The organism is Mucilaginibacter pallidiroseus (assembly GCF_007846085.1).
Classification (GTDB): domain Bacteria; phylum Bacteroidota; class Bacteroidia; order Sphingobacteriales; family Sphingobacteriaceae; genus Mucilaginibacter; species Mucilaginibacter pallidiroseus.
Genome location: NZ_VOEJ01000003.1, coordinates 336,205 through 358,166 on the forward strand (window position 1 = coordinate 336,205; position 21,962 = coordinate 358,166).

Genomic DNA, 21,962 nt, shown 5'->3' on the forward strand with positions numbered 1-21,962 from the left:
ATGAGATTTGAGACAGGAGACCCTTTTACCCTATCTTTGACTAAATATCTCAAATGAAATGGTGATTTATCTCATGTCTCAAATCTCACATCTAATATCTGCAAAGCTATGCGCGTAATGGCCTTTGACTACGGTACAAAACGCATCGGTATTGCCGTTACAGACCCTATGCAAATCATTGCGACAGGTTTAGATACCATTCATCCAATAAAGATTGTTGATTACCTGAAAAAATACATGCAAAACGAGCAGGTAGAACGCTTTGTAGTTGGAGAACCCAAGCAAATGGATAATACGCCTTCGCAATCTGCGCAGCATGTAAGGGGTTTTGTAACGCTGCTTAAAAAGAACTTCCCTGATGTGCCCATAGAGATGCTCGACGAGCGTTTCACCTCAAAAATGGCATCGGCTGCGATTGCGCAAAGCGGCATGGGAAAAAAAGCAAGGCAAAGCAAAGAACTGGTTGATACTGTATCGGCAGTGATATTATTACAAAGCTGGATGGAAACTAAGTTTTAATATGCGATTATAAATTAATTCTCATACCCCAAAATTGCATTCATATACAAGCAGTTAAGCTGCAAATAGATCATTAAATCATTTTCTTTATCTTTGCCCGATGGAAATTCTTGATCCATCCCTGCAAGGTTACCTTGATAGCCATTGCGATGCAGAGCCCGAAGCGCTGCAAAAAATCAACAGGGAAACGTACTTAAAAATGCTGAAACCCAATATGCTATCGGGCCATTACCAAGGCCGCGTACTAAGCATGTTGAGTAAAATTATGCAGCCGAAACTCATTTTAGAGATAGGCACTTTCACTGGCTACTCGGCCATTTGCCTTGCAGAGGGGTTGGCTGAAGACGGCGTTTTACATACCATTGAAGCGAACGCCGAATATGAAGAAATGCTTAATTCACACTTTGCACTCACAAATGTTGATAAAAAAATTAAGCTGCATATTGGCCCTGCAGATGCCGTATTGGCTGATTTACAGGAAAATAATTTTGATGTTGTATTTATAGATGCTGATAAACGAAATAATTTTACCTACTTTGAGTTAGTAATTGATAAAGTAAGATCCGGAGGGATAATAATAATTGATAATGTTTTGTGGAAAGGAAAGGTTTACGGCACCGAGAAAGACGCCGATACCAAAAGTTTTCGCAAACTAAATGAACAAATAGCTGTTAACACACAGGTCGAAAAACTTATTCTACCTGTTCGTGATGGCTTGATGATCATCAGAAAAAAGTAAATTATGAAGAGACTCTTATCTACTGTACTGTTAGCGTGTGCATTTATTGCAACAACCACAGCCGCATCGGCTCAAAGCACTTCACAATCTTATATTCAGAAGTTCAAAGATAATGCCATTCGTATTATGCATGAAACCGGAGTGCCTGCAAGTATCATTTTAGCTGTAGCCATGCATGAATCGGGCAGTGGCAAAAGCTCTATTGCTCAAAACCTTAACAACCAATTTGGAGTAAAAGGTGGAGGAGGTGCAGTTTATTATAGACACAATAAAAAAGTACGTACCTCATACAAGCGTTATGATAACGTAATGGACTCTTTCAAAGACTTTGCCCGCATCATGACAGAGCGTAAACAGTTTAGTCATCTGGCAGACAAGTTTACCCAGTACGATTATAAGGGTTGGGCAAAAGGCATACAGCGCAGCGGCTATTGCAGCAGTAAAAAGTGGGCCAACCAGGTAATGGGAATTATAGACCGTTATGACCTTGATGAACTTGACCAGGCACCTAAGCCAACGCCGGAAATTGCCCAAAACAACCAGTAAAAATTAAAACATAATAGGGCCCTTTGATTATCAGAGGGCCTTCGTTTTTTTATGCGTAAAATACTTCTGCTACTGCTATCGGTAATTATTTTTACCTCATGCTCGGCGCATAAAAGCACTATAAGTGCAAGCAAAGCGCGATCAAACAACAAACGGATTCAAAAAAAGAACAAGGCAGCCATTGCCTCTTACAAGTCTTATACTTCGCTTGAGTATATTGAACGTTTTAAAGCCATTGCTATACAGGAAATGAATACTTACGGTATACCGGCAAGTATTACGCTGGCGCAAGGCCTGTTTGAGTCTGGCTCGGGTAACAGCGACCTGGCCAAAATTGCAAATAACCATTTTGGTATAAAGTGTGGGAGCACCTGGACTGGCGAAAGTTATTATAAGGATGATGATAACGAGAATGACTGTTTCAGGGTGTATGCCAACCCGGAGGAATCATTCAGAGATCACTCCGAATTTTTGAAGAAGAAGAACTATGCACGGTTGTTTGAGTTAGACAAGAACGACTTTAGAGGCTGGGCCTATGGGTTAAAAGCAGCCGGGTACGCAACCAATCCAAAATATCCGCAACTGTTGCTCAATATCATCCAAAAGTACAACCTTGATCAGTACGACCGACCGGAAGGTGAATTGCAGAAAATTAAACGGGAAGACCGTGTTTTGGCCGAGATAAACGATAACATGGGTCAGCAACCTGCAGATACCATTAGCAAAATAAGCCCCGACAGTAAAATTTATACTGTTAAGCCCGGTGATACACTATACAGTGTATCAAAGCGTTTCGGTATCACCGTTAACGAACTAATGGAGCTTAACAAGATGAGCAGTAACAGCCTAAAGGTTGGCCAAAAACTTGTTGTAGTAAAGTAGATGCGTTAATTATTGTTAAAGTGAATGCTTAAGCGCAATCAATCGGTTACTTTTGGGTTTTTGTGAAATGAGGTTTTGGCTGTTGTTGTTTTTATGTGCCTTGTGCATGCCGGTTTTTGCGCAGCAGAGAACCATTGGCGGGGTTGTAGCCGATAAAAATAGCGAAGGACGAATAGCCCGTGTAAACATTCTTAATACCAATACCAAAAAGTCCGTTTACAACAATTTAAAAGGCGAGTTTAAAATTGATGCCTCTATTGGTGATGTATTGATTTTTACTCAAAAAGAACACTACCCGGATACAATAAAAGTTGCAAATTTTTCGGCCTTAGCCATTTATATGCGCCCGCTTGCTATACAGCTGAAGCAGGTAACAGTACGAGATACTGTTTTAACGCCGGAGAAGCGACTTGCAATGATCAAGAGTGCCTACTCCAAAATATACGGGCCAAATCCAAGCGCGCTAGTTGCTTCACCAGGTGCCGGTGTGGGCATAGGGATAGATGCACTTTATAATGCCTTTAGCCGCAGCGGCCGCAATGCCGAACATTTGCGCCAGGTTATTGATTGGGATTACAGGCAAACCGTTATCGATTATCGCTTTAACAAATCGTTTGTGGCATCTGTGACCAAATTGAAAGATCCGCAGTTAACAGACTTTATGCAAAAGTACCGTCCGAGCTACGAACAGGTAACTGAGGCCGGCGAATATGAATTTATTGCCACAATCCGCAGAAATCACCGCAGATATGTGCGTAATAAATCATCTTTCGAACTCACGCCGCTTATTACTCCTCCACCCTTAGATACTGCGAGGTAATGGGTTGGCCAATAATTGTTGTTCCGTTTTTAAATGCTAATGGCATGGCGTTGTTTCCATTTATATTGGTGAAGGAAAAGAGCATGAAACGGGATGTGGCACTTATTAATCATGAGAAAATACATTTATTACAACAGGCAGAGTTGTTGGTGCTGCCGTTTTATATTTTGTATTTGCTGAATTACATGATTAATTTAATAAAGTATAAACGACATTACCAAGCCTACCTAAACATCGCCTTTGAACGGGAGGCTTACGCTAACGAAACCAATATGGGTTATTTAAATAAGCGTAAGTACTACAATTGGTTGCGCTATTTTAACTAACGTGAAGCATAAGTTTAAAATTAATGCACACTTATAAAAGATTTTTGCTTTTTTTTGTTGTATGCTGAAAACGGGTGTAGGATTACTTTTTTTGCTGTGTTTTGGTTTGGCTATTAACGCCGGTGCGCAAACCACTACTGATACCGTAAGGAAAGACACTATAAAAATTGATACCAACCTGCTCAATAGGTATCGCATTGCGCCTAAAAGAAATATTATCCCGGTACGCGCTACGCCGGTTAAAATACAGGAAGAACTGGTGCCCGTAACGATGCTGGACTATAAAGTAAGCTACTGGCGTAAATACATAACTATCGGTTTAAATTTTAACCAGGCAGCTTTTAGTAACAACTATGCTGCGGGTGGTGTTACATCAATAGCATTACTGTCAACATTTGGGTACAGGGTAGAATACAATAAGGCGCCGTTTAGTTACTCTACAGATGTTAACCTGCAATACGGTAAGTCGAAAAATAAGGGTCAATCGGCCCGCAAAACAAACGACCGTTTGTTTATTGATAATAAAGTAGCTACCCAACTTTCTAAACACTGGTTTTTCTTTGGGTCGTTAAGTTTCGAGTCGCAGTTTGATACCGGTTACCAATATGATGCTAACAACGCTACTCCGCCGTTGCTAATATCAAATTTTATGTCGCCTGGTTATCTTACCGAGTCGTTGGGTTTTGAGTACAAGCCAAATGCATTTTTTGATTTACGATTAGGTACCGGTACTGCCCGCCAAACCTTTGTTTTGGATACAACTATTTACCGCAACCTGCCTACAAATTATGGTGTTACGCCGGGCAAAACCATTCGGAACGATATCGCGTTCCAAATGGTTGCGATATACGAAAAAGACATTTCTAAAAACATGCATCTCAAGACAAGGTATGACATGTTTGTACCTTACGGGCAGCCGTTGAGCTATACCCGCCACCGTTTAGATGCCCTTCTTGCGGCAAAGGTTAGCAAGCTCATAAACGTATCTATGAACGCTACGGTACTGTTTGATAAAAATACCTCGCGCGAAGTGCAGGGTACCGAGGGGCTGTCGCTGGGTGTACTCTACAAATTTCCTTAATTAATAAGTGGCACAACAAAATATAAGCGGCCGTGCATTGTTTAATCGATGCCGGCCGATGTTCATTTAATATAAACTGGTTATGCTTCAAAATCATAACTTTGTATCCTCAAAAATTACGTATAAATAATGTTTGAAAATTTATCGGACAAGCTCGACAGGGCGTTTAAAGTATTAAAAGGACAAGGCTCGATCACGGAAATTAACGTGGCCGAAACCATGAAGGAGATTCGTAAGGCCCTTCTGGATGCCGACGTAAACTATAAAACCGCAAAGGCCTTCACTGACGAAGTAAGGCAAAAAGCGATAGGCGAAAACGTGTTAACTTCAATTTCGCCGGGCCAGTTGCTTACCAAGCTCATGAACGATGAGTTAACCCAATTAATGGGTGGCACTACCTCTGAGCTTGATTTGAAGGCATCGCCAACAATCATATTAATTGCGGGCCTTAACGGTGCAGGTAAAACTACTTTTACAGGCAAACTGGCCAACTTTTTAAAAACGCAAAAAAATAAAAAGCCCTTATTGGTAGCCGATGATATTTATCGCCCGGCTGCGATAGACCAATTGGAAGTACTAGGCCAGCAGGTAGGAATCCCGGTTTACAGCAACCGCGAGTCTACCGATCCTGTAGCAATTGCCCGTGAAGGTATTGCTAAAGCAAAACAGGACGGTAACAACGTTGTGATTATCGATACCGCCGGCCGTTTAGCTATTGACGAAGCCATGATGGTGGAGATAGAGAACGTAAAGGCTGCTATCAACCCGCACGAAATTTTGTTTGTGGTTGACTCCATGACCGGTCAGGATGCGGTGAACACTGCGAAAGTGTTTAACGACAGGCTTGATTTTACCGGCGTTGTATTAACCAAGTTAGACGGTGATACACGCGGTGGTGCGGCATTATCAATTAAATCTGTTGTTAACAAGCCAATCAAGTTCATTGGTACCGGCGAAAAGATGGAAGCACTTGATGTTTTCCACCCCGATCGTATGGCATCGCGTATCCTGGGCATGGGCGACGTGGTATCATTGGTAGAGCGTGCTCAGCAACAATTCGACGAAAAAGAGGCTGCGGAACTGCAGAAAAAGATCCGCAAAAATAAATTCGACTTTAACGATTTCTATAGCCAGATACAGCAGATCAAAAAAATGGGTAACATGAAGGATCTGATGGGTATGATACCCGGTGTTGGTAAAATGATGAAGGATGTTGAAGTAAGTGATGATGCTTTTAAAGGCATAGAGGCCATTATCCAATCAATGACAGCCAAGGAAAAGGAAAACCCTGACCTGATCAATCAAAGCCGCAGAATGCGTATTGCTAAAGGCTCGGGCACCGATATACAAGAAGTTAACCGCCTGATGAAACAGTTTGACGATATGCGCAAAGTGATGAAGCAGATGAGCAACCCTGCAGCAATGGCAAACATGATGCGCCGTATGCCCAAAATGTAATTAACGTTTAGCTTAAATAAAAGCCCTGGTTTAAATACCGGGGCTTTATTGTTTAGAGCGGGTAATATGAAACAGTCTTGATTATTTATCAACCATCAGGCCTCGTACTTCAAAAGTCAACCGTCGTTTGGGGTCGGCATTTACCTTGTGTTGTTTTTTTCCAACTACCGTGTCACCGGCAAGGTGCTGCCCATCATCTGCAATAAATTGTTTTTGTGCAACCCCTTCCATAATAACAGTACGCCCCTTTATTTGAACGGGGAGATTAACGTTTGCATTTTTAAAATGCGCGGCTATTATTTTACCGTTGCCTGCATCCACTTCAAACCAGCCGCCTTTTGGTTGTGTGACACGTATAATTTTACCGCTAATGGCGGTATTAAAGCGTGTTTTACGATACATGTATGTTTCAATTTTTGAGGCCGGCACCGGGGCAATGGTTTGTGGCTTTTCTCCAAACACCATGCCGTGTGGTAACGCTACTTTTTGCTGTGCGTTGCTGGTTACTACTGCCAACAATAAAAAACTGACTGTTGTGATACAAATTTTAAACTGCATAACGTTATAACACCCACTACGTGGCGTGGTTTCATTATTTTTGCAAGTAGTTTAAATCAAGGGTACGAAATGTTATTAGCGAGATATCAGCATGAGTTTTTAGAAGCAGGATGTGATGAGGCCGGCCGTGGTTGTTTGGCTGGGCCGGTATTTGCTGCTGCTGTAATATTGCCAAATGACTTTGACCACCATTTGCTTAACGATTCCAAGCAATTAAATGAGGAAACGCGTTATGCACTGCGTACCGAGATTGAGGCAAATGCAATAGCCCATGCTGTCGCCTGGTGCGATAATCATGAGATTGATCAGATCAATATCCTCAATGCATCTTTCCTGGCTATGCACCGCGCCATTCAAAAGCTACACCTTATACCGCAGTTTTTAATTATTGATGGTAACCGGTTTAATAAATATGGCACCACGCCGCATGCCTGCGTTATTGGCGGCGACGGAAAGTACTTCAGCATTGCAGCAGCATCTATACTTGCCAAAACCTACCGCGACGATTACATGAATAAAATTGCCGCAGAGCATCCCGAATACTGCTGGCATAGCAATAAAGGATACCCAACAATTGCCCATCGCAAAATGGTGCTCGAGCTTGGGCATACGCCATATCACCGTAAAACTTTCAGGGTAAGCAATCCGCAGCTCGCTATTTTCGATTAAGGGCTTTGGCAAACAGCACCTTGTTTGGTAGCTTTACCAAAACCAATTGCTACCTGTTTTGAGAGTATTAATATTAACACACCGCGTGCCGTTTCCGCAAAATGGGGGCTACCCTATTGTTGTGGGCAACACCATTAAGGGGTTGGTGAACCACGGCCATCAGGTTTCGTTAATATCAATAAATATAAATAAGCATAACGATCGGGCACAAACCCGCGACGAACTGCTTGACCATATACGATATACCGAGTATAAGATAGATACCCGCATTACCGTTGCCGAGTTTTTTAGCAACCTGTTTACCACCAATGCTTATAAGATCAATAAATATCACGACCAGGCATTTGAAAAGATCCTGATAAAAGATATCCAGGAAAATCACTACGATATTATCCAGTTCGAGGGTCTGTTTGTAGCGCCTTACTTAAGTGCTATACGCAAGGCAACAAAAGCGCGGCTGGTTTTCAGGTCGCACAATATCGAGCACCAGGTTTGGCATAAGCTTGCCCAGCAAAAAAGCGACCCCATTAAGCGGTGGTTTTTACACCAGATAGCCAAACGTGTAAAACGGTATGAACTTGGGCTGTTAAATCAGTTTGATGGTATTTTGGTATTTACGGGGCAGGATGAGCATACCATGACTAACCTTGGCAACAAAACGCCAATTTGCGTATTGCCCATAGGTGTTGAACTTGGCAAGTATAAACCCGATTATTCACGCTCGCAATTTCCGTCGATGTTTTTCTTAGGGTCGTTGGACTGGTTGCCGAATAAGGAGGGCATTGAATGGTTCCTGGATAACTTTCATAAAGAGATTGTTGATGGTGATATAAATGCCCGGTTTTACCTGGCAGGAAATAACATTCCGGAGGAGTATGATGAGTACGACGCTATGGGCAAAGTATTTATACAGGGCGAGTTGGATGATGCGCTCGAATTTATAAATAGCCGGTCTATAATGATTGTGCCGTTACTATCCGGCGGCGGCATGCGTGTAAAGATAATCGAAGGTATGGCCATGCAAAAATGCATTATATCAACCTCTATTGGTGCCGAGGGTATCTTGGCAGAGCATGGTAAAAATATTATTATAGCCAACAACGCCGATGAGTTTTACAAAGCCATGCTGCAATGTATAAGTAATGAAGATTACTGTAAACAAATTGGCCAAAATGCCCGGAAATTGATCGAAGAACTGCACGATGTAGACCACATTACGGGCCGCCTGATTCATTTTTATCAATCAATATTGAATTAGCCCGCATGGCTAAAGCTATTTTGCTATTTTTGGCCAAGAATAAAGTACGCGCATGAAGAATACAGCTTTAACCGATCTACATACAAATTTAGGTGCCAAAATGGTGCCTTTTGCAGGGTATAATATGCCCGTTCAATACACCGGTGTAAATGCCGAGCATGATACCGTGCGCAAAGCGGTTGGCGTTTTTGACGTGAGCCACATGGGCGAATTTATACTGAAGGGCCAGGGTGCGCTTGACCTAATACAAAAGGTAACCAGCAACGATGCTTCAAAACTTTATGATGGTAAAGTGCAGTATTCATGCCTGCCTAATGAAGACGGCGGCATTGTTGATGACCTGTTGGTTTACCGGATAGACGAGAACACGTACATGCTTGTAGTGAACGCCTCGAACATAGAAAAAGACTGGAACTGGATTTCGAAATACAATACGTTTGGTGTTGATATGAAAGATATATCAGACCGTACATCTTTGTTGGCTATACAAGGCCCTAAGGCAGCAGAAGCCTTGCAGAGCCTTACAGATATCGACCTGGCATCGATGGAATACTACACTTTTAAGAAAGGTACTTTTGCAGGGATAGACAACGTAATTGTATCTGCAACAGGTTATACCGGCGCCGGTGGATTCGAGATTTATTTTGATAACGAGCATGCCGAGTTTATCTGGAACGAAGTTTTTAAAGCCGGCGAACCATTCGGTATCAAGCCAATTGGTCTTGCTGCGCGCGATACGCTTCGCCTGGAAATGGGTTTTTGCCTGTACGGTAATGATATTGATGATACCACCTCGCCGCTTGAGGCAGGCCTTGGCTGGGTAACAAAGTTTACTAAAGACTTTACAAACGCCGAAGCATTACAGGCCCAAAAACAAGCCGGTGTTGAACGCAAATTGGTTGGCTTTGAAATGGTAGACCGCGGCATACCGCGCCATGATTACGCCATAGTTGATGCAGATGGCAATACTATTGGTAAGGTAACATCAGGTACGCAGTCGCCATCTTTACAAAAGGCAATTGGCCTCGGTTATGTAAACAATGCTTTTGCTAAAGAAGGTACCGATATATACATCAGCATCCGCGATAATAAAGTAAAAGCCAAGGTAGTAAAACCGCCATTTTATAAATAACAGCACAACGCGCGGTTATCAGTTTACGGGTATTGGTTATCAACCATTACAAATAACAGGTAACCAATACCTATTTACTAATGACTAATTTAGACGTTTGCCTTTCTCCTGCCCTTATACAATTGTATAATGTTGAGGATTATATAGTGGTAGTGATAGACATTTTTCGCGCTACGTCATCTATTTGCTATGGCATCGAAAATGGTGCCGAGGCGATTATTCCTGTATCAGAGGTTGAAGAATGCGCTGCTTACCGCGAAAAAGGATTTAACTACCTGCTTGCTGCCGAACGCAACGGCGAAGTAGTTGATGGGTTTGACTTTGGTAATTCGCCATTTTCTTACACAGCCGAAAAGGTTGCCGGTAAAACAGTTGTGCTTACCACCACTAACGGCACACACGCATTGCATCTATCGCGTAGTGCCAAAGAAGTTGTTATAGGTTCGTTTCTAAACTTAACTTCGCTTTGCAATTGGTTAAAGCAACAAAACCAGCATATATTGCTGGTTTGCGCCGGTTGGAAAAATAACTTTAACCTGGAGGACACCCTGTTTGCAGGTGCCGTTGTTGAACAACTTAAGGCTGACGGCTATGTGTTGGACGATCCTGCTATTGCTGCGAACGACCTTTACCAACTAGGCAAAGACGATATTAGCCAATATCTAAGCAAAACCTCACATGGCGAGCGGCTAAAAAAACTCGGCATAGAAAAGGATATTGCATTTTGCATGCAGATAGACCTTACAACTGCCATTCCTATTCTTGAGGGTGAAAAACTTGTTAAGCTTAGTCAGTAATCAGGGCTATTTAAGCTTCTCATTATTTTGATGCCTGTCAGCATCTCGAATGCTTTTTTTCTCTAAGTTTTTTTCCAGGGCATCGGTAAGGTCGATGCCGGTTTGGTTGGCAAGGCATATTAATACAAAAAGCACATCTGCCATTTCATCAGCGAGGTTAACTTCGGTATCTGATTTTTTAAATGATTGCTCGCCGTATTGCCTTGCCATAATGCGGGCAACCTCGCCCACTTCTTCCATCAGGATGGCCGTGTTAGTAAGTTCGTTAAAATAACGTACACCGGTGATATTAATCCATTTATCAACAACCGCCTGAGCTTCTTCTATAGTCATGCTTTAACTGATGTTAAAATTCAAGTTCGAGTAATACAGGGCAATGGTCCGAGTGTTTAGCTTCGGGTAAAATTGCACAGCGCTTAATATTTTGCTCAAGCTCCTTGCTTACCATGCTGTAATCGATACGCCAGCCCAGGTTTTTGGCTCTTGCATTGGCGCGAAAACTCCACCACGTGTAATTATGAGGTTCCTTATTCATGTGCCTGAAGCTGTCTACAAAGCCCGATTCAATAAAGTTTTCCATCCATTCACGTTCCTCCGGCAAAAAGCCAGATGACTTTGCGTTTGATTTTGGGTTATGGATATCGATAGGTTTATGGCAAATGTTGTAATCGCCGCAAATAACCAGGTTAGGGTGTGTTGCTTTAAGCAACGTTAGGTATTTACCAAACTCATCCAGGAAACGGAATTTAAACGCCTGCCTGTCTTCGCCGCTCGATCCGGACGGAAAATAGGCACTCATTACTGAAACTTCATCGAAATCGAGACGTATGCAACGGCCCTCGCGGTCAAATTCTGGGATACCGCAGCCATACTCAACATGGTTGGGTAAGATTTTACTAAAAATGGCGGTGCCGCTATAGCCTTTTTTCTCGGCCGGGAACCAGTAGTGCTGATAGCCCATGGCATCAACCAAACCAAGATCTGTTAATACGTCTGGGGTGGCCTTAATTTCCTGCAGGCAAACAACATCTGCGTCGGTAGCCTGCAGCCAGGCCAGCCAGTTCTTGTTTATGGCCGAGCGGATGCCGTTTACGTTATAGGTTATGATTTTCATAGTCAAATTGGGGCTGGTTATTTATTCTCTTTGGGGAAGAGTAATTTGTCCAGGTTTTTACAATCCTTTTTACTTAACAGTTCAACCGTCATGGCAACATTGCTAATAGGCCTGTCCTTCGCATCTTTTTTTACTGCGGCAATTAAGTCTACCATGTCAATTCCCGATACCACTTCTCCGTAAACGGTATAGTTTTGATCGAGATGAGGCGCGCCGCCAATGGTGGTGTAAACAAGGCGTTGTGAGGGGGGTATTTTTCGCCCTTTTAGGCGAGTGTTTTCAACTGTGTCCAGTTTGCCCGGAGTAAACCGGCGGCCCTCTACAATATAAAACTGGCATCCGCTTGAAGCCTTGGCCGGGTTATCCTCGCGGGCTGCGGCCAATACGCCGCGTTTATGAAACAGGCTATCCCTAAACTCGGCCGGGATGGTGTACTTCACATCGCCGTTACCCAGCTCGGCACCGGCTTTGTTTTTGGTGGTATCTTTAGAGTCGGGATCACCGCCCTGTATCATAAAATTTTGAATAACCCTGTGGAAAAGTGTGCCGTTGTAAAACCCCTCTTTTGTTAGTTTTATAAAGTTGTCGCGGTGCTTAGGCGTTTCGTTATACAGGCGGATAATACAACTGCCATATGCTGTTTTTATACGCACATACTGGTTTTTTGGCGGTTTAGCGTTTGAGCTGAAGGCAAAAAGTAGAAAGGCGAAAGCGAGTAGTGCTTTTTTCATATAATGGTTGGTTTAGGTTAATTAAGATCCCATTCCATTTCAGTTTCAAAATAAGTTACAATAAGCGATTTCATAAGCATTTCCTGCTCAAGCAGTGTGTAGCTTGGTATTTTGTTAATCAGTTTCCAATGCGGCCAGCCATCCTGATCCTGCCCTTCAAGCTCGTAAAACCCCATTTGGCTAAACAGTTTGCAATTGGCGATGTGCATTAGTTCCTCTTTTTGGCGCTTGCTGAATTTGCGCGGCCCCTGGCCCAACTCCTGCACGCCAATTAAAAAAAGTATCACTTTTATATCAGGCTTTTCATTATCAAACTCGGTAGCTATACGCGTTTGCAATGCAGCAAATTTTGCGTTGATCTCAGCTGGTTTCATATCTGCAAATATACAGATGTGGCATTGTTAATATGTGCGCTAAATAGCCTCACCATTAACAATATTGTTACCTGCTGCATTATCATAAATTATTAGTTACTTTTGCGGGGTAGTGTATACAATACATTTGGTGTGAAAAAAAACGTATCACATATTATTTACGCATGGCTGTTGCTGTTTTGCTTTGTGGCGGGGCAGTACATGGTTTATGCACACCAGCACTACGTAAATAAAAACAGCCACAGCCTTACTAATGCTAAGGGACCTGCTCATGCTTCCTTATCAGAAAAATGTTCTGTTTGTGATAGCATGCACCATGCGGCTATGGACTTAACCGCCCGGGTTAGTTACACGCATGTAGCTGTAAGTAGTTTTATTTACAAAACCTTCCAGTACGATTTTAAGAGCATTGCCCTAATACTCTCCCCGGGGCGGGCACCTCCCGTTATTTCATAACTCTATTTAAATTTTTCGTGCAAAGCCGCGCGTGCTGCGGTATTTTATTGATTTTTTAACGTATTGATTATGAAACTAAGTTTAGTTAGTTGCTTTATATTGCTGTTTTTGCAAACCACTGTTTTTGCAAATATTATTGATTTAAAAGGTAAGGTTGTTGATGCAAAAACCAACCAACCACTTATTGGTGCAGTTATCAACGTGCCTGATCTGCGCATATCTGTTGCTACAAATACCAATGGCGAGTTTACGCTGCGTAATGCGCCGGCGCGCGGGCGTTACGTTTTACAAGTAACCTATGTGAGCTATAAAACATTTACCCAAACGGTTGATTTTGCTTCGACCACACCGTTGGTTTTTGCTATGCAGCCAAGTATTATTGAAACCCATGAAGTAGTAATAACCGGTACGCCAATTACTGCAGGGAGCCGTTTTAACAGTACATCGGCAACGGTGGTTACCAAAGATCAACTGATGGGCTCATCAACCAACCTTATTGACGCATTGGCTAAACAGGTGCCGGGTGTGAGCCAGATAACAACAGGGCCGGGTATTTCAAAGCCGGTTATACGCGGTTTAAGCTATAACCGTGTTGTTACCTTAAACGATGGTATTAAACAACAGGGCCAGCAATGGGGCGATGAGCATGGTATAGAAATGGACCAGTTCCAGGCGGGCCGTGTGGAAGTGTTGCGAGGTGCTGCATCACTACAGTATGGCTCGGATGCGCTGGGAGGTGTTATTAACGTTATCGACCCAACCATTCCGTCAAGCGGTAATATACAGGGCGAGGTTATTCAAAACTATTCAACAAACAACGGGCAAAGCAATAGCTCGGTTATGCTAACAGGCAACCAAAATGGCTTTGTTTGGCGTGGTCGCGGTACTTACCAAAATGCTTTTGCATTTGGTACGCCGGCAGGCCGTTACATTAATAGCGGTTTTAACCAAAGCAATGCCAGCGCAATGTTGGGTGTAAATAAAACGTGGGGCTACTCGCACTTAAATTTCTCATATTTTAACAACAATGTTGGTTTTTACGATGCAGAGCCGGGCGACCCATTGTATACTGATTCAAAGTCGAGAACGTTAGATTTTCCAAACCAAAATATCCGCCACTATAAAGTTGCGTTGAACAACAACTTCATATTTGGTACGAGTTCATTGAAGTTAGACCTTGGTTACCAAAAAAATCAGCGTAAAGAATTTGAAGCTACCAATGATCCATCGCTATTTTTTGATCTAAATACTTACTCTATAGATGCCAAATATTACCTGCCCGAAACCAACGGTTGGAAACCGGTTATTGGTGTTAGCGGAAGCATTGGCCACAGCATAAACCTTGGCGAAGAGTTGCTTATACCTGCTTATGATGAACGTACAGCGGGCGCATTTATATATGCAAAACGTACCTGGGAGAAAAGCACTTTTAGCGCTGGTGCCAGGTTCGACTATGTGAAAAATGTTGGTAAAGCACAGCAGGTAGACGGTGAAGAAGTATTCCCTGGGTTCGATAATCATTTCTCAAACGTAAGTGCAGCATTGGGCTATACTTATGTGTTTAACGATGTATTGAGCTTTAAGGCCAATGCCGGTTCTGCATTCAGGGCGCCAAACCCTGCCGAGCTTGGGTCTAACGGTGTGCACGAAGGTACAAACCGCTACGAAATTGGTAATGCCAACCTTGCTCCGGAGCGCAGCTACCAGGCAGACGCTACGCTGGAGTACGGATCGGGCTTTGTAACAGGCAGTTTGGGCATTTATGAAAACTACATTCATAACTACATTTACGCCTCAAACACTAATGCCGAACAAATTACCCGCGAGGATGAGGAAACCGGTGAGCAAAAAAGCTACGATGTTTACCGTTACGGGCAGGTTAACGCCAACCTTTATGGTTTTGAGGGTAACTTAACGTTGCACCCTGTTCCGTTCATACACGTGGAGAATACATTTACATACACCCAAGCGCAGAATAGAACTTTCGACAGGCCTCTGGCATTGATACCGGCAGGTGTGGTGCATAATACGCTGCGCTTTGAGCCAAAGGTAAAAGGCGTAACTGACTTTTACTTTTATACCGGCATAGATAACTTTTTTAAACAAAGCCGTGTTGATGCAACATTTGAGACACCAACAAATGCTTACACGCTATTAAATGCAGGTATAGGCGCTACGTTTAAAATTGGTTCGCAGCCGCTTAAATTATATGTATCTGGTTATAACTTAACCAACAAAAAATACTATGATGCCCTTAACCGTTTAAGGCCGGGCCGTTACAGCCAGGAAGACCCAACATTTGGTGTCTATAATCCAGGGCGTAATATTACCTTTGGGGTGTACTTGCCCTTTGGAACCAATAAATAAGTACAGTTAGTTAGTTTAGTTAGTGAAAAGGTCCCGGGTAGTAGCGGGGCCTTTTTTTATGGGGTATGATTTTGATTTATTGCTGATACTCGTATCAAACAAACCAATATTTAAAAACTGAATGTCGATCTAAATTAGCCCTTTCGCATCCAATTCGCTGCGAAGCTGCTCTGGCGAAGTAAAGTGGATACAATTGATACCTAATTTTTCTGCAGCTAATATGTTACGGTAGTTATCGTCAATAAATAATGACTCAGCTGGGTTTACATCGTATCTGTCAAGGAGTATATGGTAAAACTCGGGCGTAGGCTTGCGCATTTTTTCGGTACCCGATACAACGATACCATCAAACCAGCCTAAAAAGTCAAAACGTTTTTGTGCCACCGGAAATGTCTCGGCCGACCAATTGGTTAAAGCATATATTTTATACTTGCCACTCTCTTTAAGCTCGCGGAATATCTCAACGGTGCCTTCAATTGCTTCGCCAAGCATTTCGTCCCAACGTCCGTAAAAAGCGCGTATGTTAGCTTCGTGCTCCGGGTGTTTGGTAACAAGCCACTCGGTACCTTCCTGCAAAGTGCGTCCGGCATCCTGCTCTTCGTTCCAGTCGGAAGTAGTAACATGGTCCAGGAAGTTTTTCATTTCCTGCTCGTCTGCAAATATGGTGCGGTACATGTAAATGGGGTTCCAGTCAATAAGCACTGCCCCAAGATCGAATATGATGGTTTTTATCACTTTTTCTTGTCTTTGTTTTGCTCTTTATATTTCTTCAGCAATTTCTCTTTATTGTTCTTCTCGAAAACCTTCATATCTGTAACAACCGAATCTTTGTTAAGATATATAACCAGGGTTTTTGCATAAACCGTATCCAGCCTGTCCATTTTGCGGATAATTTCATAATCCATAGTCATGGAATCTGGGAAACCGGTGCGCTGCGGATACCTGAGCAAATTTACCACATACTTAAAGTTTTTACCTTTTAGCTTACGATTCTTTATCAGGTCTTCGAGCATACCATCCCGCTCGGGGAAGGTAATACCGTCGCCATCATCCCAGAGCTTACGGTCAAACTTTTGTTTTTTGCCGCATGATGCAAGTGCAAAAGCAACAAAGGCCATCAGCCATACTATTTTTACAGCGTTCTTGTTTAAAGGGTTATGCATTGTTGAGCAAATATCCTTTAAATCCTTCAAAATCCTTACCTAAACTTACTGCCTTGCTTTCTTTTTTATCAAGATTAGTTACCTGCTCCGGTATTACAATGCTGTCTGCAACGTTTGTTGGTAATACATCAGGAAATTTGCAGGCGTGGGCGGTAGATAAAAACACACCGGCAGTATCCGTTGACGGATGTTCCTGCTGATAGGCTTCTAATGCTTTCCAGGCAATGGCAGTATGCGGGCATGCAACGTAATGGTGGTCATTAAATAGCTCTTCAATGGCCTGTGTGGTTTCCTCATCGTTGTAAGTGTAACCGTCAATTAATGCGTTTAATTTTGCCGGTTCATCCTTAAACAAATCGGCTATGCGCACCCAGTTGCTTGGGTTGCCTACATCCATTGCGTTTGAAATAGTAGCTACCGATGGCTTTGGCTCATAAACACCGGTTTTTAAATACTGCGGCACAGTATCATTTGCGTTGGTTGCAGCAATAAAATGTTGTACAGGCAAGCCCATTTTCCAGGCCAGTAATCCGGCGCCTATATTACCGAAGTTGCCGCTTGGTACAGCAAATACAACTTTGCTGATACCTTGCCTTAACAGCTGCGCATAGGCGTTAAAGTAATAAAAGGTTTGCGGTATAAGCCTTGCAATGTTAATTGAGTTGGCAGATGTAAGGCGGAACTTATCATTCAATTCGGCATCTGTAAAGGCTTGTTTAACCAACGCCTGGCAATCATCAAAGGTGCCGTCAATTTCTAATGCGCGGATATTTTGGCCATTAGTGGTTAACTGCAGTTCTTGTATCTTGCTAACAGCGCCTTTGGGAAAGAGGATAGTAACACGGGTGTTAGGTACGCCCAGAAAGCCAAGTGCAACAGCACCACCCGTATCACCAGATGTAGCAACCAGCACATCAAGCTGCTTCTCTCCATTTTCAAGGAAATAAGCCATAACGCGACTCATGAACCGTGCGCCGAAGTCCTTAAATGCCAAAGATGGGCCATGGAAAAGCTCAAGCACAAAAACATTCTTTTCCAGCTCGACAACAGGTGCCAGGAAATTAATGGCGTCATGAATAATAGCCTTTAAATCATCGGCCGGGATATCATCGCCCAATAAGTTTTGCGCCACATGAAATGCAATCTCCGGCAAGGTATATTCGTCCAGGTTAGTCAGGAACTTCTCGTCGAGCACCGGGATGCTTTCCGGCATGTATAAACCTTTATCCTGCGGCATGCTGTTAAACACCGCTTCTTTGAAACCTACCCGCAGGCCGGTGTTGTTGGTACTGTAAAATTTCATTTTCTGTTGTAAGAATTTTACCACGCGTCATTGCGAGGAACGAAGCACTCTCTTAACTATGCTTTAACACCGTGGTCAGCGAGAGATTGCTTCGTTCCTCGCAATGACGCAACAGTTTTGACTTTTTAATTTTGACTTTTACTTTAACCGATTACTCTCGGCCCCTTATCATTTATCGTTGATACATACGCGTTCGAGCCGATTTTTATACTCGTTAAATGCTGCTGTAATTTAGCTGTGATACGTTTTGCGGTATCTTCATCGCGGGTAAAGGCAAACACCGATGGGCCAGAACCGGATATGCCGAAACTAACCGCACCCATTTCCATAGCCAGCTCACGCATTACATAAAAATCGGGGATGAGCATGCTGCGCACCGGCTCAACCAGTACATCTTTCATGCTGCGGCCAATCAGGTCAATATCCTGCATAAACAGCCCGCTTACCAGCCCGGCAATATTGCCCCACTGGGTAACGGCATCTTTCATCTGTATCTTATTGCGGATGATTTGCCTTGCTTCGCGCGTTGGCACATCAACATCAGGGAATACAATGGCGCACCACAAGTTGGCCGGATGGGGTAAACGCACAACATCCAATGGCTCATAACTGCGTATCAATACAAAACCTCCCATTAATGCCGGTGCAACGTTATCTGCATGCCCATGGCCACAGGCCATTTCTTCGCCTTTCATGGCAAAGGGCAATAGTGTCGACGCATCTGTGTCATCGCCCATTAAGGTTTTAATAGCAAACAACCCCGCTACTGTACTTGCCGAGCTTGACCCAAGGCCACTACCTATCGGCATTTTTTTATGGAGTTCTATATCCAAGCCAATATCTGTACGGCCAATGCTTTGTAAATAATGCTGAACGCTTACGCTCACCGTGTTCTTAGCAGGGTTAAGTGGCAGCCTGCCATCATCGCCCGTAATTTTACTGATGGTGATGCCTGCTTTATTGGTACGGCGCATGATAACCTCATCACCTGGCTCATTAACGGCAAAGCCAAGCACATCAAAGCCGCAAACCACGTTGGCAACAGTGGCCGGGGCAAAAACCTGTATGGACGAACCTACAGCCCCCCCGCCCCCTGATGGGGGAGTTAGTACCCCTGTCCCCTGAAGGGGGTATTGCTTATCTTCTATTATATTAGTTTCCATGTTATATTAAAATTTATTCCACTCTACTCCCCCTTCAGGGGGCCGGGGGCAACTAATTAGCGCCTACGTTTATCAGATCAGCAAATACACCGGCGGCGGTTACTTCGGCACCTGCACCAGGACCCTTAACAACCAGCGGACGTTCTTTATAGCGGTCGGTAGTGAACGAGATAATATTATCACTGCCTGATAACATGTAAAAAGGGTGGTTTTCATCAACCATATGCAGGGTTATCGAAGCCTGGCCGTCTTCTAATTTACCTATATAGCGCAACACTTTTTTGCCGGCTTCGGCTTGCTGTTTCAGGTCATCAAAAAAAGCATTTTCTGCTTTTAATGATGCGTAAAAATCTTCTACCGTTGCCGCTTCAAGGCAGGCTTTGGGTAACACACTTTTTATTTTAACATCGGCCTCTTCCATATGGTAACCTGCATCACGCGCCAAAATCAGTATCTTGCGCATAAAATCCTTACCGCTCAAATCATCGCGCGGATCGGGTTCGGTGTAGCCTTTTTCCTGGGCTTCTTTAACTACATCATGGAAGTTTGCCTCGCCTTTAAAGTGATTAAAGATAAACGAAATGGTGCCCGATAGTATCGCTTCGATGCGTTTTACCCTGTCGCCGCTGTTCATCAGGTCTTTTAGTGTACGGATAATGGGCAAGCCGGCACCAACGTTGGTTTCATAAAAGAAGTCGACGCCGTGTTTTCGAGCTGTATCCCTGAAGGTTTCATACTGGCTATAGGCAGCAGAGTTGCCAATTTTATTACAGGTGACTACCGATATGTTTGATTTAAATACTTCTTCGTAAAATGCTATTGGCTTTGGGCTGGCTGTGTTATCGATAAATACACAGTTGGGCAGGTTCATATCCTTCATTTTTGATATGAAGGCTGACAGATCTGCCTCGTGCATCGATTCCTGCAATTCGTCCTGCCAAGTGTCTAAGGATAAGCCATCAATATTGAAAACCATTTTACGGGTGTTACTTATGCCCACTACCTTCACCTGGATTCCGTTGTTTTTTTGCAGGTAATCTTTATGTGCGTTTAACTGGTTAAATAACGTTTTGCCAATATTGCCGGTACCAAGACAAAAGGCATGCAGCGTTTTGGTAAGATTGATAAAGAAGGCATCGTGCACTGCGTTGATGGCTTTTGAAAGCTCGTTTGCTGATATAATTACCGAAATATTATACTCGGAAGAGCCTTGTGCAATTGCCCTTACATTGACGCCGTTACGGCCAAGCGCGTGAAAGAGTTTACCGCTCATGCCCGGCGTTTGCTTCATATTTTCACCGACAATGGCCAATATAGCTTGATTGGATTCTATAACCAGCGGCTCCAGTTTGTTGGCTAATAATTCGAGCTCAAACTCCAGTTCGATAACCTGTTTGGCTTTCTCCACATCGTGTGGCTGCACCGCAAACGTAATGCTATGTTCCGAAGATGATTGTGTGATGAGGATGATATTGATCTGTTCGCGGGCGAGTAAAGAAAATAGCCTGCCGCTAAAGCCCGACTTACCGACCATGCCGCTTCCCTGTAAATTAAGGATGCTGATGTTGTTGATAGATGAGATGCCTTTTATGGGAAGGTTGGACGATTTACAATCATGACGAATTACCGTACCTGCAAACTCGGGCTCAAAAGTGTTTTTGATGACGATCGGGATCTTCTTTAAAAAAGCCGGGATCATGGTTGGCGGGTAAATAACCTTTGCGCCGAAGTATGATAGCTCCATAGCTTCGGTATAGCTCAACTCTTCTAACGGGAAAGCTTTTTGCACCATTCGCGGGTCGGCTGTCATCATGCCGTTAACATCGGTCCAAATCTGTATTTCCTCTGCATTTAATGCCGAGCCAAATATGGCTGCGGTGTAGTCGCTGCCCCCGCGGCCAAGCGTAGTTATTTGCCCGGCATCGTTGCCGGCAATGTAACCGGTTACAAATAAAAGCTTATCGCTGTTTTCGCGGTAAAAGCTTTGTATCAACAGTTCGGTCAATTCAGTATTAACCTTTGCCTGGCCAAAGGCGCTGTCTGTTTTAATCAGTTCAGATGCATCAACAAAAAGTGCCTCGGGGAAGTGCTGGGCAGCTATTTTGCTAACCATTAGGGTTGAGCAGCGCTCGCCATAACTTAAAATCTGGTCGCGTGTTTTGGGGGTAAGCTCACGCAGAGTAAGCACGCCTTGTAACAATTCTTCGAGCTGGTTAAAATGAATTTTTAAACGGGTAAACGCCGGGTTTTGATTTTGAATATCAAGCAGTGCTTTCACCACATCAAAGTGGCGTTTCTCCAATTCAGCCAATTGGGCGGTAAACTCGCGGCCTGCAGCGGCATTCTCGGCCATTTCGACAAGCAGGTTGGTTACCCCTCCCATTGCGCTTAGCACAACCACGGGGCGGTTGCCCTGGCTGTGTTCTGCTTTCAGTATTTGTAGCAGGGTTTGGATGCTGCTGGCCGAGCCTACCGACGTGCCACCGAATTTTAAGATCTTCATTTT

24 protein-coding genes are annotated in these 21,962 nt (G+C 43.5%); 14 read left to right on the top strand and 10 right to left on the bottom strand.

The genetic code is table 11. The features are described from left to right. The first annotated feature begins 108 nt into the window (after positions 1–108). The 8 genes from ruvX to ffh all read left to right on the top strand — a co-directional run bounded on the left by ruvX (position 109) and on the right by ffh (position 6,371). On the top strand, positions 109–519 hold the full coding sequence (gene ruvX / locus FPZ43_RS08435; RefSeq protein WP_146381424.1) for a Holliday junction resolvase RuvX: 411 nt from the start codon (positions 109–111) through the stop codon (positions 517–519). A gap of 100 nt (positions 520–619) precedes the next feature. Next, complete coding sequence (locus FPZ43_RS08440) at positions 620–1,258, top strand: O-methyltransferase (protein ID WP_146381425.1); 639 nt, start codon at positions 620–622, stop codon at positions 1,256–1,258. 3 nt (positions 1,259–1,261) lie between these two features. Further along, positions 1,262–1,804, top strand: coding sequence for a glycoside hydrolase family 73 protein (locus FPZ43_RS08445; protein ID WP_146381426.1), 543 nt, complete (start codon positions 1,262–1,264; stop codon positions 1,802–1,804). A 51-nt stretch (positions 1,805–1,855) separates the two neighbouring features. After that, the gene (locus FPZ43_RS08450) at positions 1,856–2,686 is read left to right on the top strand and encodes a glucosaminidase domain-containing protein (RefSeq protein WP_146381427.1); all 831 of its coding nucleotides are present in this window, start codon (positions 1,856–1,858) and stop codon (positions 2,684–2,686) included. 106 nt (positions 2,687–2,792) lie between these two features. Then, positions 2,793–3,506 (top strand): hypothetical protein, encoded by a 714-nt coding sequence (locus FPZ43_RS08455; protein ID WP_146381428.1) that lies wholly within the window; start codon positions 2,793–2,795, stop codon positions 3,504–3,506. Next, on the top strand, positions 3,506–3,832 hold the full coding sequence (locus FPZ43_RS08460) for a hypothetical protein (protein ID WP_146381429.1): 327 nt from the start codon (positions 3,506–3,508) through the stop codon (positions 3,830–3,832). The genes FPZ43_RS08455 and FPZ43_RS08460 overlap by 1 nt, the downstream gene beginning before the upstream one ends. 61 nt (positions 3,833–3,893) lie before the next feature. Next, positions 3,894–4,913: a DUF3078 domain-containing protein gene (locus tag FPZ43_RS08465; protein ID WP_146381430.1), complete on the top strand. Its 1,020-nt coding sequence runs from the start codon at positions 3,894–3,896 to the stop codon at positions 4,911–4,913. Positions 4,914–5,042: 129 nt separating this feature from the next. Continuing rightward, positions 5,043–6,371, top strand: a complete 1,329-nt coding sequence (ffh, locus tag FPZ43_RS08470) for a signal recognition particle protein (protein ID WP_146381431.1) — start codon at positions 5,043–5,045, stop codon at positions 6,369–6,371. Between the two features lie 81 nt (positions 6,372–6,452). Here the strand turns inward: ffh and FPZ43_RS08475 are convergent, their stop codons facing one another. Then, positions 6,453–6,929 carry a DUF4920 domain-containing protein gene (locus FPZ43_RS08475; RefSeq protein ID WP_146381432.1) on the bottom strand — a complete coding sequence of 159 codons (477 nt, stop codon included), beginning with the start codon at positions 6,927–6,929 and terminating at the stop codon, positions 6,453–6,455. Between the two features lie 69 nt (positions 6,930–6,998). Here FPZ43_RS08475 and FPZ43_RS08480 point away from each other — a divergent pair, with 69 nt between their 5' ends. The 4 genes from FPZ43_RS08480 (at position 6,999) to FPZ43_RS08495 (ending at position 10,785) form a co-directional block, all read left to right on the top strand. Continuing rightward, positions 6,999–7,598, top strand: a complete 600-nt coding sequence (locus FPZ43_RS08480; RefSeq protein ID WP_146381433.1) for a ribonuclease HII — start codon at positions 6,999–7,001, stop codon at positions 7,596–7,598. Positions 7,599–7,656: 58 nt separating this feature from the next. Further along, complete coding sequence (locus FPZ43_RS08485) at positions 7,657–8,856, top strand: glycosyltransferase family 4 protein (RefSeq protein WP_186461786.1); 1,200 nt, start codon at positions 7,657–7,659, stop codon at positions 8,854–8,856. Between the two features lie 52 nt (positions 8,857–8,908). After that, complete coding sequence (gene gcvT, locus FPZ43_RS08490; RefSeq protein WP_146381435.1) at positions 8,909–9,988, top strand: glycine cleavage system aminomethyltransferase GcvT; 1,080 nt, start codon at positions 8,909–8,911, stop codon at positions 9,986–9,988. Between the two features lie 80 nt (positions 9,989–10,068). Next, positions 10,069–10,785, top strand: coding sequence for a 2-phosphosulfolactate phosphatase (locus tag FPZ43_RS08495; RefSeq protein ID WP_146381436.1), 717 nt, complete (start codon positions 10,069–10,071; stop codon positions 10,783–10,785). Between the two features lie 6 nt (positions 10,786–10,791). Here the strand turns inward: FPZ43_RS08495 and FPZ43_RS08500 are convergent, their stop codons facing one another. Genes FPZ43_RS08500 through FPZ43_RS08515 form a run of 4 tightly spaced genes read right to left on the bottom strand, consistent with a single transcriptional unit; the run spans position 10,792 to position 13,004 of the window. Further along, positions 10,792–11,118, bottom strand: coding sequence for a nucleotide pyrophosphohydrolase (locus FPZ43_RS08500; protein ID WP_146381437.1), 327 nt, complete (start codon positions 11,116–11,118; stop codon positions 10,792–10,794). Between the two features lie 13 nt (positions 11,119–11,131). Then, the gene (locus FPZ43_RS08505) at positions 11,132–11,899 is read right to left on the bottom strand and encodes an exodeoxyribonuclease III (protein WP_146381438.1); all 768 of its coding nucleotides are present in this window, start codon (positions 11,897–11,899) and stop codon (positions 11,132–11,134) included. A gap of 17 nt (positions 11,900–11,916) precedes the next feature. Further along, complete coding sequence (locus tag FPZ43_RS08510) at positions 11,917–12,630, bottom strand: peptidylprolyl isomerase (RefSeq protein ID WP_146381439.1); 714 nt, start codon at positions 12,628–12,630, stop codon at positions 11,917–11,919. A gap of 17 nt (positions 12,631–12,647) precedes the next feature. After that, the gene (locus FPZ43_RS08515) at positions 12,648–13,004 is read right to left on the bottom strand and encodes a hypothetical protein (RefSeq protein WP_146381440.1); all 357 of its coding nucleotides are present in this window, start codon (positions 13,002–13,004) and stop codon (positions 12,648–12,650) included. A gap of 132 nt (positions 13,005–13,136) precedes the next feature. On the opposite strand from FPZ43_RS08515, the gene FPZ43_RS08520 reads away from it, so the two are divergent. Continuing rightward, positions 13,137–13,460: a hypothetical protein gene (locus tag FPZ43_RS08520; protein WP_146381441.1), complete on the top strand. Its 324-nt coding sequence runs from the start codon at positions 13,137–13,139 to the stop codon at positions 13,458–13,460. 69 nt (positions 13,461–13,529) lie between these two features. Continuing rightward, the gene (locus tag FPZ43_RS08525) at positions 13,530–15,827 is read left to right on the top strand and encodes a TonB-dependent receptor (RefSeq protein ID WP_146381442.1); all 2,298 of its coding nucleotides are present in this window, start codon (positions 13,530–13,532) and stop codon (positions 15,825–15,827) included. A 129-nt stretch (positions 15,828–15,956) separates the two neighbouring features. Here the strand turns inward: FPZ43_RS08525 and FPZ43_RS08530 are convergent, their stop codons facing one another. From FPZ43_RS08530 to thrA, 5 genes are all read right to left on the bottom strand, one after another. Beyond that, complete coding sequence (locus FPZ43_RS08530) at positions 15,957–16,562, bottom strand: HAD family hydrolase (protein ID WP_146381443.1); 606 nt, start codon at positions 16,560–16,562, stop codon at positions 15,957–15,959. Beyond that, positions 16,559–16,990: a hypothetical protein gene (locus FPZ43_RS08535; RefSeq protein ID WP_146381444.1), complete on the bottom strand. Its 432-nt coding sequence runs from the start codon at positions 16,988–16,990 to the stop codon at positions 16,559–16,561. The genes FPZ43_RS08530 and FPZ43_RS08535 overlap by 4 nt, the downstream gene beginning before the upstream one ends. Then, entirely contained in the window at positions 16,983–18,293 is a 1,311-nt protein-coding gene (thrC, locus tag FPZ43_RS08540; protein ID WP_146381445.1) for a threonine synthase, read from the bottom strand. The genes FPZ43_RS08535 and thrC overlap by 8 nt, the downstream gene beginning before the upstream one ends. A gap of 143 nt (positions 18,294–18,436) precedes the next feature. Continuing rightward, on the bottom strand, positions 18,437–19,456 hold the full coding sequence (locus tag FPZ43_RS08545; RefSeq protein ID WP_146381446.1) for a homoserine kinase: 1,020 nt from the start codon (positions 19,454–19,456) through the stop codon (positions 18,437–18,439). 52 nt (positions 19,457–19,508) lie between these two features. Beyond that, positions 19,509–21,959 (bottom strand): bifunctional aspartate kinase/homoserine dehydrogenase I, encoded by a 2,451-nt coding sequence (gene thrA, locus FPZ43_RS08550; RefSeq protein WP_146381447.1) that lies wholly within the window; start codon positions 21,957–21,959, stop codon positions 19,509–19,511. Positions 21,960–21,962 lie beyond the last annotated feature (3 nt).